The sequence below is a fragment of the Streptomyces sp. NPDC001002 genome (assembly GCF_053599215.1).
Genome location: NZ_JBSFLV010000085.1, coordinates 1 through 14,785, shown reverse-complemented (window position 1 = coordinate 14,785; position 14,785 = coordinate 1). Strand labels below are relative to the sequence as shown.

Below are 14,785 nucleotides of genomic sequence, written 5' to 3'. Positions count from 1 at the left end.
CTAGCGCCCGGCGGTCGCCGGGCGGACGAGCCCTGTGCGGTAGGCGATCACCACGAGCTGCGCCCGGTCCCGGGCCCCGAGTTTGGCCATGGCGCGGTGCACATGGGTGCGGACGGTCTGGCGGGAGATGTACAGGTGGTCGGCGATGGCCTCGTTGGACAGCCCCTCGGCCACCAGCGCCACGATCTCCCGCTCGCGATCGGTGAGTTCGGACAGTTCCCCGGACAGGGCGGGCGGCGGTCCGTCGGGCAGCGCGAGGTACCGCCTGATCAAGGCCTGGGTGGCCTTGGCGGACAGCAGGGCCTCGCCGCGCGCCGCGATCCGGATGGCCTCCGGCAGCTCCGCGGGGCGCATCCCCTTCCCCAGGAAGCCGCACGCCCCGGCCCGCAGGGCCTGCAGGACGTACTCGTCCACCTCGTAGGTGGTGAGGATGACGATGCGGACGCCGTCGAGCTCCGGATCCGAGGCGATCTCCCGCGTGGCGGCGAGACCGTCCAGCTCCGGCATGCGGATGTCCATCAGTACGACGTCCGGCGTGGTGCGGCGGACGATCTCGATGGCTTCGAGGCCGGTCTCGGCCTCTCCCACCACCTCCAGATCGTCGGCGGAGTCGATCAGAATGCGGAATCCGCCCCGCAACAGAGCTTGATCGTCGGCGATGACGACCCGGATCGCGGCGTCCTTCATGCCGCCACCCTACGGCAAAACGGAGATTGCGTCTCCGTTACGGTCGCCGCGATCCGGAAGGCCGCCGGCCCGGCTCAGTCCGCCGGACGCTCGGCGGGGTCCGGCGCGACCGACAACGTGGGCGCGTCCGCCCGAGCCGCCCGCTTCGCCGCCTGGATCTGCTCGTAGACATGAGTCCGCAGTTCGGTGAAGCGCGGGGCGACCCGGGTGTGCAGTTGATCCCGCTCGTCGGGCAGGTCGATCCGGAGCTCGTCCTGTACGACGGTCGGCGAGGCCGACAGGACGATCACCCGCTCGCCGAGGTAGACCGCCTCGTCGATGTCGTGCGTGACGAACAGGACGGTGATCCCGCGCTCCTGCCACAACGCCCGCACCAGGTCCTCCAGATCGGCACGGGTCTGCGCGTCGACCGCCGCGAACGGCTCGTCCATCAGCAGGACTTGAGGTTCGTAGGCCAACGCCCGTGCGATCGCCACCCGTTGCTGCATGCCGCCGGACAACTGCCAGGGATAGGCGTCGGCGGCGTCCGGCAGTCCCACCGACCGCAGGGCGTCGGCGACCAGCTCCTGGCGCTTCGCCTTCGGCAACCCCTTCTCCTTCAGGGGGAGTTCGACGTTGGCGGCGACCCGCATCCAGGGGAAGAGGCTGCGCCCGTACTCCTGGAAGACGATCGCCATGCCGGGCGGGGGGCCGGTCACCGGTATGTCGTCGAGGAGCACTTGTCCCGAGGTCGGGGTGAGCAGTCCGCCCATGCACTTCAGCAGGGTCGTCTTGCCGCAGCCCGACGGGCCGACAAGGCAGACGAGTTCACCGGCCTTCACCGTGAACGTGAGGTCGCGGACCGCCTCCACCTGCCGCCCTGACCCCTGGTAGGTCTTCCCGAGACCGCGTACGTCGAGCATGGTTCGCCCTTTCGGAATGTTCATTCACGACCGCCGGGTGGATGCGCGCAGGCCGTGGTACCAGCCGAGCACCCGCCGCTCGGCGAACTGGAAGACGACGGAGAGCAGGAAGCCGAGCAGGCCCAGGAGCAGGATTCCGGTCCACATGTCGGGGATGGCGAAGCTGCGTTGGAACTGGACGACGGTGAAGCCGATGCCGTTGTTCGCCGCGAACATCTCGCTGATGACCATGAGGATGATGCCGACGGAGAGGGCCTGGCGCAGACCGGCGACGATCTGCGGACTCGCCGAGGGCAGCACCAGATGACGCAGCCGCCCCGCACCGCCGATGTGGTACGAACGCGCCGTCTCCAGCATCACCGAGTCGACCGCGCGCACGCCCTCGACCGTGTTGAGCAGGACCGGCCAGACACAGCCGCTCGCGATCACCACGATCTTCATCGTGTCGCCGATGCCCGCGAACAGCATGATCACCGGCACCAGCACCGGGGGCGGCACCGCCCGCAGAAACTCCAGCACGGGCTCGCAGAAGGCCCGCACCCCGCGGTGGGAGCCGATGAGGGTGCCCAGCCCGATGCCCACGACAGCCGCGAGCGCGTACCCGCCGGCCAGGCGCAGCACGCTGGGCACCAGGTCGGTGCGCAGGCGTTCACCGGTCCACACCGAGGGGAAGGTCCGGAAGATCGTGCGCAACGGCGGCCAGAACGGGTCGGTGCTCCCGTCCGACGCGACCCACCACAGCGCCAGCAGCACCGCGGGCAGGCCGATCGCGAACAGCACCTGACGTGTCAGCGCCCTCACAGCACGGCCTCCCCGCGTACGGACTGGTGCCAGGCCAGCGCCCGCCGCTCCACCGCCCGGGCCCCCAGGTTGATCAGCAGCCCCAGGACTCCGGTCACCGTGACCAGCGCGTACATCTCGGGCACGGCCTGCGAGGCCTGGGCGACCGCGATCAGCGAGCCGAGTCCCGGTGCGCCGATGACCAGTTCGGCCGTGATGGCGAGCACCAGGGCGACCGCGGCGGCGAGCCGGACGCCGGTCATGACGTAGGGCAGGGCCGTCGGCCACATCACATGCCGGATGCGCGCCCAGGTCCCGAGACCGTACGACCGTGCCGTCTCGTCGGCGACGGGGTCCACGTCCTGGACGCCGTACAGGACCTGGATGAGCACCTGCCAGAACGCCGCGTACACCACCAGCAGGAGCACCGAACGCAGTTCGCTGCCGTAGAGCAGCACCGCGAGCGGGATCAGGGCCACGGACGGGATGGGGCGCAGGAACTCGATCGTCGACGCCGTCGCCCGGCGCAGGAACGGTACGACCGTGATGAGCAGACCGCACAGGACGGCCGCACCCGAGGCGATGCCCAGGCCGATCATCCAGCCGGTCAGGGTGTCGCCGAGCGCCGACCAGAAGGCGCCGTCGCCGAGTTCGTCGCCCAGCGCGCCGGCGATCCTGCTCGACGGCGGGAAGTAGTCCGCGCTGACCAGACCGAGGCGCGGGACGGCCTCGCCGAGGGCGAGGAAGGTCGCGAGGCCGGCCGCTCCGAGTGCGATGTTCTGATTCCTCACGGCAGCAGCGCATCCAGGTCGGGGGCGGTCTTGAACAGGCCGTCCTGCTCGCCGAGTTTCTCCAGGGTCTCCACCGAGGACCGGCTGATGTCCGCCGGCCACTTCGGCAGCGTCACCTTCGACAGGACGGAGGACGGGATCTGCGTGTAGGTGGCGACGATGTCGCGGACCTCGTCGGGATGGCTGTTCGCGTAGGTCAGCGCCTCAGCGGTGGCCTGCTGGAACTTCTTCACCACGTCGGGGTTCTTCGACGCGTACGTCTGCGAGGTGAAGTACATGGCGACCGTCAGATCCTTGGCCACGTCCACATACGGTGACGCGATCTCCACGCCCCCCGCGTTCAGGATGGTCGTCAGCGCCGGCTCGACCGCCATCGCGGCGTCCACCTGGCCCTTCTCCAGGGCGGCGGGCATCTGGTCGAAGGCCAGCTCCACGAACTTCACCTTCGACGGGTCGCCGCCGGCCTTGCGCACGGACTCGCGGACCGAGGTGTCGAGGATGTTCTTCAGCGTGTTGACGGCAACTGTCTTGCCCTCAAGGTCTTTTGCGGACTTGAGGGAGCTGCCCTTCTTGACCACGAGCGCGCCGTAGTCCTTGCCGTCCACGCCGGTGGTCGCCACTCCGTTGGAGACCGCCTTCACCTGGATGCCGTTGCTCTGCGCGACCATCAGTGAGGTGGTGTTGCTGAAACCGAACTGGAACTGGCCGCTGACCACGCCCGGCACGATGGCCGAGCCGCCCTGCGCCGTGGTCATCGAGACATCGAGACCGTACTTCTTGTAGATCCCCTGCTTCTGGCCGAGATAGATGGGGGCCACGTCGACGATCGGGATGACCCCGACCTTGACCTTGGTGGTACCCCCGCTCTCCGACGCGGAGTCGCCGGAATCCCCGGACGAGCCACAGGCGGTGGCCGCTAGCAGAAGCGAGGCGGCGGCGATGCCGACGAATAGGCGTTGCATGGTCTGACCTCCGGGTCACATCTCTTTGCGCGCGAACCGGACGGAACATTTCGGTGCGGTTCGCCGACGTGCCAAAGGTGTCGTCCGCGGATCACCAGCACATCCCCCGGGCACCGTCATTGGCCCGTACGACGGCTGCCGTACGAGGGGGGAGGGGTACGGCCACAGCCGTACGGGAGGCCGAAGCCTGGGAGCCTGCTTCAGGCTCGCGAGGAGCCCGGGGCGTCCGGTCCCGGTTGCGGAGGGTCGATCCAGTCCGGTCCCCGGATGTCGAACCGCTGGCCGTAGTCCGCGCCGGGCAGCGGCCGCGTGCGCTCGGGATCGGCGCGCAGCCCGTCCAGCAGCAGCGTCAGATAGCGCCGCCACAGATCCGGCTGCCCGCTCCGCTCGGTCACCGCGGCCAGCATCTGCTGGATCACGACCAGGTCCCAGGGCTCCGCGTCCGCGCGCAGCACGCCCTGCTCCTTGGCCCGCTCGACCACGAGATCGACGTTCCGCCTGATCTGCCGCTGGTGCCGCATCCCCGCCGGCACCGCGCGGTCGCTGTGCAGCACGACCTCGCGCAGGCCGCGGTCGAGCGCCTGCAGTTCGGCCACGCGCTCCAGGCTGACGGTCAGCCCGCGCCAGGTGTCGGGGTCCTCGGCGCCCTCCCGGGTGGCTTCCTCGACACGCGCGAACATGTCGTCGACCAGCTCGTCGATCAGGGCCTGCTTGTTGGGGAAGTGGCGGTACGCGGTCGCCACGCCGAGCCCGGCGTGCCGGGCGACGTCGTCGAGAGTGGCCTTCAGGCCGTGATCGCGGAACACCTCGCGTGCGGCGGTGAGGAGCTTGCGGCGGTTCAGCTCGCGGTCGCGCCGCGGTCTGGGCGCGGGTGCCCCGCCGGCGCCGCCGGTCTCGCCGGACGCGGGGGGTACCGCCATGCGGGGTCTCGCTTTCGGAGGGCGCGATCGTCGTGGCACATGGTACGGGTGTGAATATCCGCACCCCTTCCGGCATTGCGCCGGCCGGTTCGGCACGCAAGAGTGTTCCAACTGTCTTACTCGACTGGCGAGATGCCTGCGTCGGCCGCCGTGCACGGTGGCCGGTACACAGTGCGGAAGAGGAAGAGAAGCGAGTGAACCGGATATCGGTCCGGGGATTCGCGGTGGTCTCGGCCACCGCGGTCACCGCTGTCGGAAGCGTCGTCGGTGTTGCCTCGGGCAGCAGCGCGCAGAACAACGACGCGGAGGCGACGGCCGGCGATGTCACCCTCCTCGCGGACCTGCCCGCGGGCCGGCAGGCGCAGGTGCAGACCGCGTCCCTGACGCAGCAGGCGAACGCCGTGGCCGTCCAGGCGGACGCGACCGCGCGGAAGGACGCCGAGCAGACCGCCCGGGTGGCGGCGGCCAAGACCGCGAAGGCCAAGAAGGACGCGGCCGACGAGGCGGCGCGGGCCAAGGCCGCGGAGGGCGATCCCGACGCCACCTTCTCGCTGCAGCCCTCCTACACCGTGGCGCAGGTCAAGGCGATGGCCACGCAGATCGTGGGCAGCGGCCAGTACCAGTGCTTCAGCAACATCGTGGACCACGAGTCCACCTGGAACTACCTCGCGGTCAACCCCTCCTCCGGCGCCTACGGCCTCGTCCAGGCCCTGCCCGGCTCCAAGATGTCCTCCGTCGGCGCCGACTGGCGGACCAACCCGGCCACCCAGATCAAGTGGGGCCTCAACTACATGAACGTCACCTACGGCAGCCCCTGCGACGCCTGGGCGTTCTGGCAGGTCCACCACGCGTACTGACGGTCCCTGACCGTTCCCGGTACCGGCCTCAGCGCGCCCACGGCGGCGCGGCCGGTCTGCCCGTCGAGGGTGACCAGCAGTTCGCCGTCGAGCAGATGCAGGATCTCCTCCCGGCTGACGGTGTGCGCGGGCGCCTTCGTGCTCGGCGGGATCTCACCGCGCCAGGCGCACAGCTCCTTGCTGCCGCTGATCCGAGGCCATGGCCCTGTCCGCCGCCCTGCTCGCCGCCGCCGGTGAGCTCACACAGCGCATCAACGAAGGCGTCGTGACGCGCGGGCCCGGCTGGTCGTGCTGACCGAGCGGGGGTGGGCCTGCACCCGGGCGGCGGAGGAGGCGGCCGCCGAGGTGGTGCGCGAATGGGGCGAGCTGCTCGGCGAGGGTGAAGTGCGCGCGTTGCGTGACCGATTGGGACGTATTGCGCCCTATGGTCCCCTCAGGCCCGCCTGGTGACGGTTCGGCAGTAGCTACTGCGGAGTCAGTTATCACTGGAAGTTTTTACTGACGCGTAACTTCACAGTTGCACTACTCGCCCGTAACTTGACGAGTGAACAGCATTCTTTGTGATCCGGATCACAGGGCGTAAGGCCGTCGCACATCCCTTGAGCCGCAAGGAGATCACACGATGCTGCCCTGGAAACGACTGCTCAGACCGCTTGTCCCGCTGCTGCTGACCGCCGCGGTCGCCGTCGTCCCCACCGCTACCGCCGCCCAGGCCGCCGACGAATCCGCCGCTCCCCACAGCGGCTGGAACGACTACTCCTGCCAGCCCTCCACCACCCACCCGCGCCCCGTCGTCCTGGTCCACGGCACCTTCGCCAACTCTGTCGACAACTGGCTGGCCCTCGCGCCGTACCTGGAGAACCGCGGCTACTGCGTCTTCTCCTTCGACTACGGCCAACTGCCGGGCGTCCCCCTCGTATACGGCCTCGGCCCCATCGACAAGTCGGCCGAGCAGCTCGCCACCTTCGTCGACAAAGTGCTCGCCGCCACCGGCACCGCCAAGGCCGACCTCGTCGGTCACTCGCAGGGCGGCATGATGCCCCGCTACTACCTCAAGTTCCTCGGCGGCGCCGCCAAGGTGAACGCCCTCGTCGGCATCGCGCCCGACAACCACGGCACCGACCTGAACGGCCTCACCAAACTGCTGCCGTACTTCCCCGGCGCCGAGGGCCTGATCTCCACGGCCACGCCCGCCCTGGCCGACCAGATCGTCGGCTCCGCCTTCCTGACCAAGCTGAACGCCGGCGGCGACACCGTCCCCGGCGTCCACTACACCGTCATCGCCACCAAGTACGACGAGGTGGTGACGCCGTACCAGAGCCAGTTCCTCAGCGGATCCGACGTCCGCAACGTCCTGATCCAGAACCTGTGCGCGCTTGACCTCTCCGAGCACACCCTGCTCGGGCTGACCGACCGGATCGCCTTCCACGAGGTCACCAACGCGCTCGACCCGGCCCACGCCACCGCCACCACCTGCGCCTCCGCGGTCCTCGGCTGAGGCACGCGCGGGGTCTGTCCGACCTGAGCCGCCGGACAGACCCCGCCCCCTGTACGACCGCTACGAGCGGCCGTGCCGTCCGCCGCCGGTCGCCCGGCGGCGGACCGTGGCGAACAGGGTCGCCGAGCCGAGCGCCAGGGCCGCCGCGCCGCCCATGGCGAGATACGGGGTGTTGTCGCCGCCCCCGGTCGCGGCGAGGTCCTCCGGCTCCGAACTGCCCGCCGCCTTCGGCTCGTTGACCGCGGCCGGCTCCACATCACCGTTCGCGCCGTTCGCGGCGTCCTCCGTCGCCTCCTGAGTCGGCTGCGCCGAGGTGCTCGGGTCGTCGTCACCGTGCCCGTGGTGCTCGATCGTCGACTTGTCGGCGCCGTCCGCGATCTGCTCGTCGGAGGGGGAGGAGGCGGTGGGAGCGGGCGGGGCGGACGGCGCGGTGGTCGGCGTACCACTGCCGGTGTTGCTCCGGGTGCCGCTTCCCACGCTGCTTCCGCCGAACGTCACGTCCGAGCAGGAGTAGAAGGCCTCGGGGCTGTCCGAGCGCTGCCAGATCGCGTACAGGAGCTGCTTGCCGGAGCGCTGGGGGAGGGTGCCGGAGAAGGTGTAGAAGCCGCCCGCGGCGACCGGGTCGGTGGCCGTCGCGACCGGGTGCGCCAGATCCAGGTCGGCCCAGGCCAGCGACTTCGCCGGGTCGTAGCCGGCCTTGGTGAGGTACACCTTGAACGTGCCCTTGTGCGGCGCGGTCACGCGGTACTTGAAGGTGTACGAGCCGGCGCGCACGTTCGTCGCCGGCCAGTCCGCGCGGGCCAGGTCGAGGCCCTTGAACTCCGCGTTGTTCGCGCTGCACAGCTTGCCGTCCGGGATCAGCGCCTGGTGCTGCCCGTTGGCGTCACCGATCCGGATGCCATTCCAGTCGTAGAGCGCCTGCGTGCCGCCCGCCGCGACCGCCGCCTTGCACGCGTCCGACTTCGGGCTCTCGGGCCCCTCCGCGTAGCACTGCGCGACCCGGCTGACCGGATCGCCCATCGAGCCGTGCGCGGACGCCGGCGCGGTGGCCAGGGCGGTCAGCGCGAGCGGAACCGTACCGAGGACGGCGAGCGTGGCGACCTTGCGACGGCGAGCGGGCATGGCGAACTCCTCGAAGCGGTCCACGACTTGGGGGTGGATCCCGCCCACGGACTCCGTGACGATCCGGTGGGCGGGATCCCGTGGGGGGCGATCAGCAAGCTAGCCCCAAGAGACCGTTAAATCGCCTGCTGGAGGCGGGGGGAGGAGATCCTTATGGCGCCGTTAAGGGAGTGCTCAGACTGAGATCAGGTAGGTACCGTGCGCGGCATGGGAACCGATGAGATCCGGCGGGCCGTCGCCGCCGACGTGCCGGCCGTGCGGGACGTGACCGATGCCGCCTACCGGCCCTACATCGAGCGCATCGGACGCGAGCCGTTGCCCATGGGGGCGGATCATGCGGCGAACGTGGGCGCGGGGAAGGTGTTCGTGACGGGGGAGCCCGTCGTCGGCCTGGTCGTGCTGGAGGAGTACGACGACCATCTGTTCCTCGACAGCATCGCCGTCCATCCCGACGCGCACGGCACAGGCGTGGGGCGGCGGCTGCTGCGCTTCGTGGACGCACGCGCGCGTGAGCTCGGTCTGGCCGAGGTCAGGCTCTACACCAACGCGATGATGTGGGAGAACCAGAAGATCTATCCGCGCTACGGGTACGAGGTCGTGGAGCGGCGTGTGGACGGGCCCTACGACCGTATCCACTATCGCAAGCGCCTGGACCGACCGGACCGACAGGACTGACCGGGCGGGTCAGCCGTCCGGCCACCACGTGCGCGCGATGTCCTTTCGGACCTCGGGGCGCCCGGCCGGACGCTCGTCGGCCTCTTCGCGCACCCTGCGGGTGTCCGTCTTCTTCAGGGGCTTCTGCACAGTCGTCCGGCGCATGGCTGCCTCCTTCGATGCCTACCGATTTCCCGCGTTCTCAGGTTGGTAGACCTTTCCCGGGAGGGTGACTCATCGGTCCCGGTCTGTCAGTGGCGGCTGTCACGATTCGGTTGTCAGTGGCGGGTGTCACTCTTGGGCGCATGACGAACGACGAGGGTTTCCCTGGCGTCGACTGGGACGCCGAGGCCGTGGGCTTCGACGAGGAGCCTGACCACGGGCTTCGCGACCCCGTGGTGCGCGCCGCCTGGGCCGAGCGGTTGCGCGACTGGCTGCCGCCGCGCGCGTCCGACGTCCTCGACCTCGGCTGCGGCACCGGCAGCCTGTCGCTCCTCGCGGCCGAGCAGGGACACCGCGTCACCGGCGTCGACCGCTCCCCGGCCATGGTCGACCTCGCCCGGGCCAAGCTCGCCGGACGTGACGCGGTGTTCCTCCTCGGTGACGCGGCGGCACCACCGGTGGGCGAGCAGCTCTACGACACCGTGCTCGTCCGACATGTCCTGTGGACGCTGCCCGACCCCGGCCGCGCCCTGCGGCACTGGCGGGGGCTGCTGCGCCCCGGCGGCCGGCTCGTCCTCGTCGAAGGGGTGTGGGGCACGGTCAGCCCGGTCGGCATACCCGCCGACCGGCTCGCCGACCTCGTGGCACCGCTCGCCGGGCAGGTCCGGGTGGAGCGGTTGTCGGGGGACGCGCTGCTGTGGGGGAGGGACGTGGAGGACGAGCGGTATGTGGTGGTGGCGGTGGTGTGAGACGCCCGGGCGGTCACACCTGGCGAGAGGCTCCAGGGCGGTCACACCTGGCGAGAGGCTTCAGAGCAGCAGCGCGTCGAAGTCGCCCTCGACGGCGAGCCGTTCCAGTTCCTCCAGCGCGGCCACGGCGGCTGCGGCGGCCTCGGGATCCGTCTCCGTCAGACCGCTCTCCGCGAACTCGTCCTCGTCCAGGCGGAGTACGTCCGTGCCGTCGGCGGAGCGCCACAGGTCCAGGTCGAGGTCCTCGACGACCAGTTCGGTGCCGGAGAGCACGGCGGGGCGGGTGATGTCGCAGTACCAGCCCTTGACGGTGCCCGCGGAGTCGCGGACCTCCTTCACCGCGTACCAGCGGTCGCGCCAGTAGTACTCGGTGAAGACATCACCCTTCTCGAACCGGACGAAGCCGAAGTCGCGCACGCCCTCGCCGGCCCAGGGGGCGCGTACGGCGATCCGGTTGCCGTCGTCGCCGAGCAGCTCGGCCGCGTAACGGATCTTCGTGCGGCCCGCCTTGACGAGGACGACGTCCAACCACCGTGCGGAATCAGCCGAGTTCGCGGACATACCGCACCTCCGTTCCACAGACCTCGTATCCGAACCATTTGTTGACCGCCAGCATGGGCTCGTTGCCGGCGTCGTTGCCCGTGAGGGCCTCCGTGTACCCGGCGGCGCGGGCGCGGTGCAGGGAGTCGTTCTTGGCGAGCTTGGCCAGGCCGCGGCCGCGGAAGTCGCGGGAGGTGCCGGTCATCGCGGTGCCGTAGCGGGTGCCGCCGTCGGTGCGGGCCAGCGTGAAGGCGGCGGGGCGGCTGTCGACCAGGACGACCGAGGTCAGCTCGGGGCTGAACTGCGGGTGCCGCCAGGTCTCCGCGAGCCAGGCCTCGTAGTCCGTGAACGCGACGTCCACGTCGCTCGGTTCGTCGGCCATCGTCTCCGCGTCGAGGCGGAACACAGGGCGCGGGTCGTCCGCGTAGTCGGCGCCGGTGCGCAGTTCGACGCCGGCCGGGAGGTCCTGGCGGGGCGGGAGGGTGCCGTTCACCAGGTCGAGGCGGAGGAATTGCGCGGAGCGGCTGGCGCGGTAGCCGCGGCGCTCGGCGAACGCGCGGTTGGCCGGCGCGTCGACCACCCACGCGTACAGCTTCGTCGCCCCGCTCGCGGCCAGGTGCTCCTCGGCGGCGCGGACCAGGAGCGCGCCGGCACCGCGGCGGGTGCGGTCCGGGTGGACGTAGATGTTGAGGTATCCCTGGCCCGGCTCCGGGCTCTCGTGGGCGAGGCCCACCTGGGCCGTGCCGATCAACTCGCCGTCCTGCTCCGCGACGAGGGAGCGGTTGCGGGCGGCCGGGGGCGTGTGGGTCAGGTTGTGGAGGATGGCCTCCGGGGTCCACAGGATGTGGGGGAGTGCCAGGTGGCGGATGTCGGAGAACTCCGCCACCTCGGCCGGCACGTCGGTGCGGAGGTCGCGCACGGTCACAGTCATGACGGCGAACGCTACGGGCCGGAGGCGACCCGGTGCCTCCTATTTTCGGGTGGGTGCGGGACAATCGCTGCGTGACCTTGAAGATCCACATCGACGACAGTGCCGCGCCCTACGAGCAGGTGCGGGCGCAGATCTCCGAACAGGCGCGGGCGGGTGTGCTGCCGGTGGGGTACCGGTTGCCGACCGTGCGGGGTCTTGCCGAGTCGCTGGGGCTCGCGGCGAACACGGTGGCCAAGGCGTACCGGGCGCTGGAGACGGACGAGGTGATCGAGACGCGGGGGCGCAACGGAACGTTTGTAGCTGCCGCCGGCTCGGCCGCTGAGCGTGAGGCGGCGTCGGCTGCTCAGGCTTACGTCGATCGGGTTCGGCGTCTTGGGTTGGCTGAGGGGGATGCGTTGGCCGCCGTGCGGGATGCCCTGCGGGCGGCCTACGGGGCGAGTTGAGGTGAGTTCGGCACCGCCGGGATGCGTCGCTGTGGCTGATCGCCGTCGCGGCGGGACGTGACTTGGCGGCGTGTACATCAGGTTGCCCGATGGCACCAACCCCGCTCACTTACAGGTACAACCCCGCGTCCGCCCCCTCCCGAGGTTCCGGTACCGCCGTCGGAGACGTCCCCCGGCGCAGGGCGTACAGCTCCGCCAAGGTCGCGCCCTCTCTGCCCACGCCCTCCTCCGTGCCGAGCCACGTGACCGCTTCGCCGCGGGTCAAGGGACCCACCTCGATGCGGGCCAGACAGCGGCCGGGGCGGACGACCGCGGGGTGGAGGCGCTCCAGGTCCTCGTTGGTCGTCACGCCGACCAGGACGTTGCGGCCCTGGCCGAGGAGGCCGTCCGTCAGGTTCAGCAGGCGCGACAGCGCCTGGCCCGCCGTGTGCTTCGCCTCGCCGCGGATCAGTTCGTCGCAGTCCTCCAGGAGGAGCAGGCGCCAGCGGCCCTTGCCCGTGCCGTCCTCCTCGCCGATCGCGATGTCCATCAGATAGCCGACGTCGGAGAAGAGGCGCTCGGGGTCCAGGACACAGTCCACCTGGCACCAGTCCCGCCAGGAACGGGCGAGCGTGCGCAGCGCGGAGGTCTTGCCGGTGCCCGGCGGGCCGTGCAGGAGCAGGAGCCGGCCCGCGATGTCCTCCGGGGTCGTCTTCATCAGGCGGTCCATCGCGTCCGCCACCGGCGCCGTGTAGTTGTCCCGCACCTCGTCCCAGGTGCCGGCGGAGATCTGCCGGGTGGTGCGGTGCGGACCGCGCCTGGGGGAGACGTACCAGAAGCCCATCGTCACGTTCTCCGGCTGGGGTTCGGGCTCGTCCGCCGCACCGTCCGTGGCCTGGTCCAGGACCTTCTCGGCCAGGTCGGCGGTGGTCGCGGTGACCGTGACGTCCGCGCCGCGGTTCCAGCGCGAGACGAGCAGGGTCCAGCCGTCGCCCTCCGCCAGCGTCGCGCTGCGGTCGTCGTCGCGGGCGACGCGCAGCACCCGGGCGCCGGCCGGCAGCAGCGTGGCACCCGTGCGTACGCGGTCGATGTTGGCCGCGTGCGAGTACGGCTGCTCGCCCGTCGCGAAGCGGCCGAGGAACAGCGCGTCGACGACATCGGACGGCGAGTCGCTGTCGTCTACGTTGAGCCGGATCGGCAGAGCGTCGTGTGGGTTGGCAGACATGGCGTCCATGATCCGACACCGGGGCGTCCGGTGCACCCGCTTTCCGCAGTGCGCCGGGTGTGTCGGCGGCGGCCGCTTGGTCCGGTTGTGTCCGGGTTGCGTCCCCGAGGTGTCCGCCCGGTGTCCCCTCCGTACCGGCTCTGTCCTGTTACAGAGCTGTGCATCCACAACATCTGCCCGATCAGGGACGGCCTTGGTTACTGTTGCCCTCAATGGGACGTCATGGGTGGACTTCGGGGGCAGGGCGGTGGCGGCTCACCGCGCTGCTGGGCGTGGGCGTGGCCGCACTGGCCCTCATCGTGACGCTGATCAACACGCTGCCGGACGGCGGCGCGAGCACGGCGGGCACCTCGCGCAACGGCGACACCGTGCACGGCACTCCGGCGACTCCGCCCGACCAGGACAAGCCCGAGGTCGGCTGGGGCTTCACGCACACGCAGTTCAGCGCGGACGAGGGCGCTTCCGCCGCCACCGAGCGGGTCGAGGGGCTCATCTCCGATGCCGGCGGTGTGCCGCAGGACCAGGCGATCATGGGCTGGGGCGCGGACAACCCCGAGCCGGTGAAGGGGCGTTACGACTTCGGCGCGATGGACCGCCGTATCGACTTCATCCGCAAGACCGGCGGCACCCCGGTCATCACCCTGTGCTGCTCACCGGACTGGATGAAGGGCGGCAAGGCCGGTGTGAACAACACCGATTGGAGCCAGGCCTCCCTTGAGACCGCCCCGCAGCCCGCGCACTTCGCCGACTTCGCCGCGCTCGCCGCGACCGTCGCCAAGCGCTACCCGGACGTCCGTCACTTCGTCGTCTGGAACGAGTTCAAGGGCTTCTGGAACGACTCCGAGGGCCGCTGGGACTACGAGGGGTACACCAAGCTCTACAACCTGGTCTACAAGGCGCTGAAGAAGGTCGACAAGGACATCATGGTGGGCGGGCCCTACCTGGTCATGGACAGCGTCGACCCGCGCGCGGGCGAGGCCTCCTCGACCTTCAAGGGGCCCTGGGGCGCGATGGATCAGCGGGTCCTCGACGCCTTCGACTACTGGAACAAGCACAAGGTGGGCGCCGACTTCGTCGTCGTCGACGGCTCCAGCTACACCAACGACGACGAGATGCTGCCGAACGAGTTCGCGGCCACCGATAAGTTCACCGCCGTCGGCAAGTGGGTGCGCCAGCAGACCGGCGACAAGCTGCCGTTGTGGTGGGCCGAGTACTACGTCGAGCCCGCCGACGGCAAGGACGAACGCAGAGGCTGGTCCGAGAACCGCCGCGTCGCCGTGCAGGCCGCCGGAATGATCGCCATGGTCAAGGGCGGTGCCTCCTCCGGCTTCTACTGGAACCCCGAGGACGAGAAGGGCACCGACTGCCCCGGCTGTCTGTGGACCCCGACCGACGGCGCGGCCGGCGGCAAGAAGCTGCCCATGTTCGACCTGATCGCCCGCTTCAACCAGGAGTTCGGGCCGGGCGCGACATACGAGACCGTCTCCGTGGCCGCCGACGACGTGCCCAACGTTCGCGTTCTGGCCACCGACAAGGCGGTTCTGGTGGTCAACACCCTCGACCGGTCGATCAGCGCGAAGGTC

The 14,785-nt window shown here is 70.3% G+C and carries 17 protein-coding genes and 2 pseudogenes; 7 read left to right on the top strand and 12 right to left on the bottom strand.

The window, feature by feature from the left end:
• The 6 genes from ACWDR3_RS31375 to ACWDR3_RS31350 all read right to left on the bottom strand — a co-directional run bounded on the left by ACWDR3_RS31375 (window position 1) and on the right by ACWDR3_RS31350 (window position 5,042).
• Window positions 1–687 carry a response regulator gene (locus ACWDR3_RS31375; protein ID WP_450355946.1) on the bottom strand — a complete coding sequence of 229 codons (687 nt, stop codon included), beginning with the start codon at window positions 685–687 and terminating at the stop codon, window positions 1–3.
• A gap of 74 nt (window positions 688–761) precedes the next feature.
• The gene (locus ACWDR3_RS31370) at window positions 762–1,589 is read right to left on the bottom strand and encodes an ABC transporter ATP-binding protein (protein ID WP_450355945.1); all 828 of its coding nucleotides are present in this window, start codon (window positions 1,587–1,589) and stop codon (window positions 762–764) included.
• A 24-nt stretch (window positions 1,590–1,613) separates the two neighbouring features.
• Window positions 1,614–2,390, bottom strand: a complete 777-nt coding sequence (locus ACWDR3_RS31365; protein WP_450355944.1) for an ABC transporter permease — start codon at window positions 2,388–2,390, stop codon at window positions 1,614–1,616.
• Entirely contained in the window at window positions 2,387–3,160 is a 774-nt protein-coding gene (locus tag ACWDR3_RS31360) for an ABC transporter permease (RefSeq protein WP_450355943.1), read from the bottom strand. The genes ACWDR3_RS31365 and ACWDR3_RS31360 overlap by 4 nt, the downstream gene beginning before the upstream one ends.
• Window positions 3,157–4,122 (bottom strand): ABC transporter substrate-binding protein, encoded by a 966-nt coding sequence (locus ACWDR3_RS31355; protein ID WP_450355942.1) that lies wholly within the window; start codon window positions 4,120–4,122, stop codon window positions 3,157–3,159. Before ACWDR3_RS31355 ends, ACWDR3_RS31360 begins: the two co-directional genes overlap by 4 nt.
• 200 nt (window positions 4,123–4,322) lie before the next feature.
• A complete protein-coding gene (locus ACWDR3_RS31350) occupies window positions 4,323–5,042 on the bottom strand; it encodes a TetR/AcrR family transcriptional regulator (RefSeq protein ID WP_450355941.1) in 720 nt (239 codons plus the stop codon).
• Window positions 5,043–5,236: 194 nt separating this feature from the next.
• Here ACWDR3_RS31350 and ACWDR3_RS31345 point away from each other — a divergent pair, with 194 nt between their 5' ends.
• Window positions 5,237–5,899, top strand: a complete 663-nt coding sequence (locus ACWDR3_RS31345) for an aggregation-promoting factor C-terminal-like domain-containing protein (RefSeq protein WP_450355940.1) — start codon at window positions 5,237–5,239, stop codon at window positions 5,897–5,899.
• A gap of 35 nt (window positions 5,900–5,934) precedes the next feature.
• On the opposite strand, the pseudogene ACWDR3_RS31340 reads toward ACWDR3_RS31345, so the two are convergent.
• Window positions 5,935–6,090, bottom strand: a pseudogene (locus ACWDR3_RS31340) (cupin domain-containing protein); the annotation flags it as partial.
• An 8-nt stretch (window positions 6,091–6,098) separates the two neighbouring features.
• Between ACWDR3_RS31340 and ACWDR3_RS31335 the strand changes: the two are divergent.
• A pseudogene (locus tag ACWDR3_RS31335) lies at window positions 6,099–6,349 on the top strand (hypothetical protein).
• A 172-nt stretch (window positions 6,350–6,521) separates the two neighbouring features.
• Window positions 6,522–7,397, top strand: coding sequence for an esterase/lipase family protein (locus tag ACWDR3_RS31330; protein ID WP_450355939.1), 876 nt, complete (start codon window positions 6,522–6,524; stop codon window positions 7,395–7,397).
• A gap of 60 nt (window positions 7,398–7,457) precedes the next feature.
• On the opposite strand, the gene ACWDR3_RS31325 is transcribed toward ACWDR3_RS31330, so the two are convergent.
• Window positions 7,458–8,519, bottom strand: coding sequence for a lytic polysaccharide monooxygenase auxiliary activity family 9 protein (locus tag ACWDR3_RS31325; RefSeq protein ID WP_450355938.1), 1,062 nt, complete (start codon window positions 8,517–8,519; stop codon window positions 7,458–7,460).
• A gap of 207 nt (window positions 8,520–8,726) precedes the next feature.
• Between ACWDR3_RS31325 and ACWDR3_RS31320 the strand changes: the two genes are divergently transcribed.
• Entirely contained in the window at window positions 8,727–9,194 is a 468-nt protein-coding gene (locus ACWDR3_RS31320; RefSeq protein ID WP_450355937.1) for a GNAT family N-acetyltransferase, read from the top strand.
• A gap of 9 nt (window positions 9,195–9,203) precedes the next feature.
• Here the strand turns inward: ACWDR3_RS31320 and ACWDR3_RS31315 are convergent, their stop codons facing one another.
• On the bottom strand, window positions 9,204–9,338 hold the full coding sequence (locus ACWDR3_RS31315; RefSeq protein WP_280877734.1) for a hypothetical protein: 135 nt from the start codon (window positions 9,336–9,338) through the stop codon (window positions 9,204–9,206).
• A 140-nt stretch (window positions 9,339–9,478) separates the two neighbouring features.
• Between ACWDR3_RS31315 and ACWDR3_RS31310 the strand changes: the two genes are divergently transcribed.
• Window positions 9,479–10,084, top strand: coding sequence for a class I SAM-dependent methyltransferase (locus ACWDR3_RS31310; RefSeq protein WP_450355936.1), 606 nt, complete (start codon window positions 9,479–9,481; stop codon window positions 10,082–10,084).
• A 60-nt stretch (window positions 10,085–10,144) separates the two neighbouring features.
• Here the strand turns inward: ACWDR3_RS31310 and ACWDR3_RS31305 are convergent, their stop codons facing one another.
• Together ACWDR3_RS31305 and ACWDR3_RS31300 are read right to left on the bottom strand one after the other, a co-directional pair.
• Window positions 10,145–10,645, bottom strand: coding sequence for a DUF402 domain-containing protein (locus tag ACWDR3_RS31305; protein WP_450355935.1), 501 nt, complete (start codon window positions 10,643–10,645; stop codon window positions 10,145–10,147).
• Window positions 10,626–11,555 (bottom strand): GNAT family N-acetyltransferase, encoded by a 930-nt coding sequence (locus ACWDR3_RS31300; protein WP_450355934.1) that lies wholly within the window; start codon window positions 11,553–11,555, stop codon window positions 10,626–10,628. Before ACWDR3_RS31300 ends, ACWDR3_RS31305 begins: the two co-directional genes overlap by 20 nt.
• A 71-nt stretch (window positions 11,556–11,626) precedes the next feature.
• Here ACWDR3_RS31300 and ACWDR3_RS31295 point away from each other — a divergent pair, with 71 nt between their 5' ends.
• Window positions 11,627–11,998 carry a GntR family transcriptional regulator gene (locus ACWDR3_RS31295; RefSeq protein WP_450355933.1) on the top strand — a complete coding sequence of 124 codons (372 nt, stop codon included), beginning with the start codon at window positions 11,627–11,629 and terminating at the stop codon, window positions 11,996–11,998.
• Between the two features lie 109 nt (window positions 11,999–12,107).
• Here the strand turns inward: ACWDR3_RS31295 and ACWDR3_RS31290 are convergent, their stop codons facing one another.
• A complete protein-coding gene (locus ACWDR3_RS31290; RefSeq protein ID WP_450355932.1) occupies window positions 12,108–13,202 on the bottom strand; it encodes a DUF5925 domain-containing protein in 1,095 nt (364 codons plus the stop codon).
• Window positions 13,203–13,414: 212 nt separating this feature from the next.
• On the opposite strand from ACWDR3_RS31290, the gene ACWDR3_RS31285 reads away from it, so the two are divergent.
• Window positions 13,415–14,785, top strand: a 1,371-nt coding sequence (locus tag ACWDR3_RS31285) for a GH39 family glycosyl hydrolase (protein ID WP_450355931.1), incomplete at its 3' end; no start/stop codon positions are given.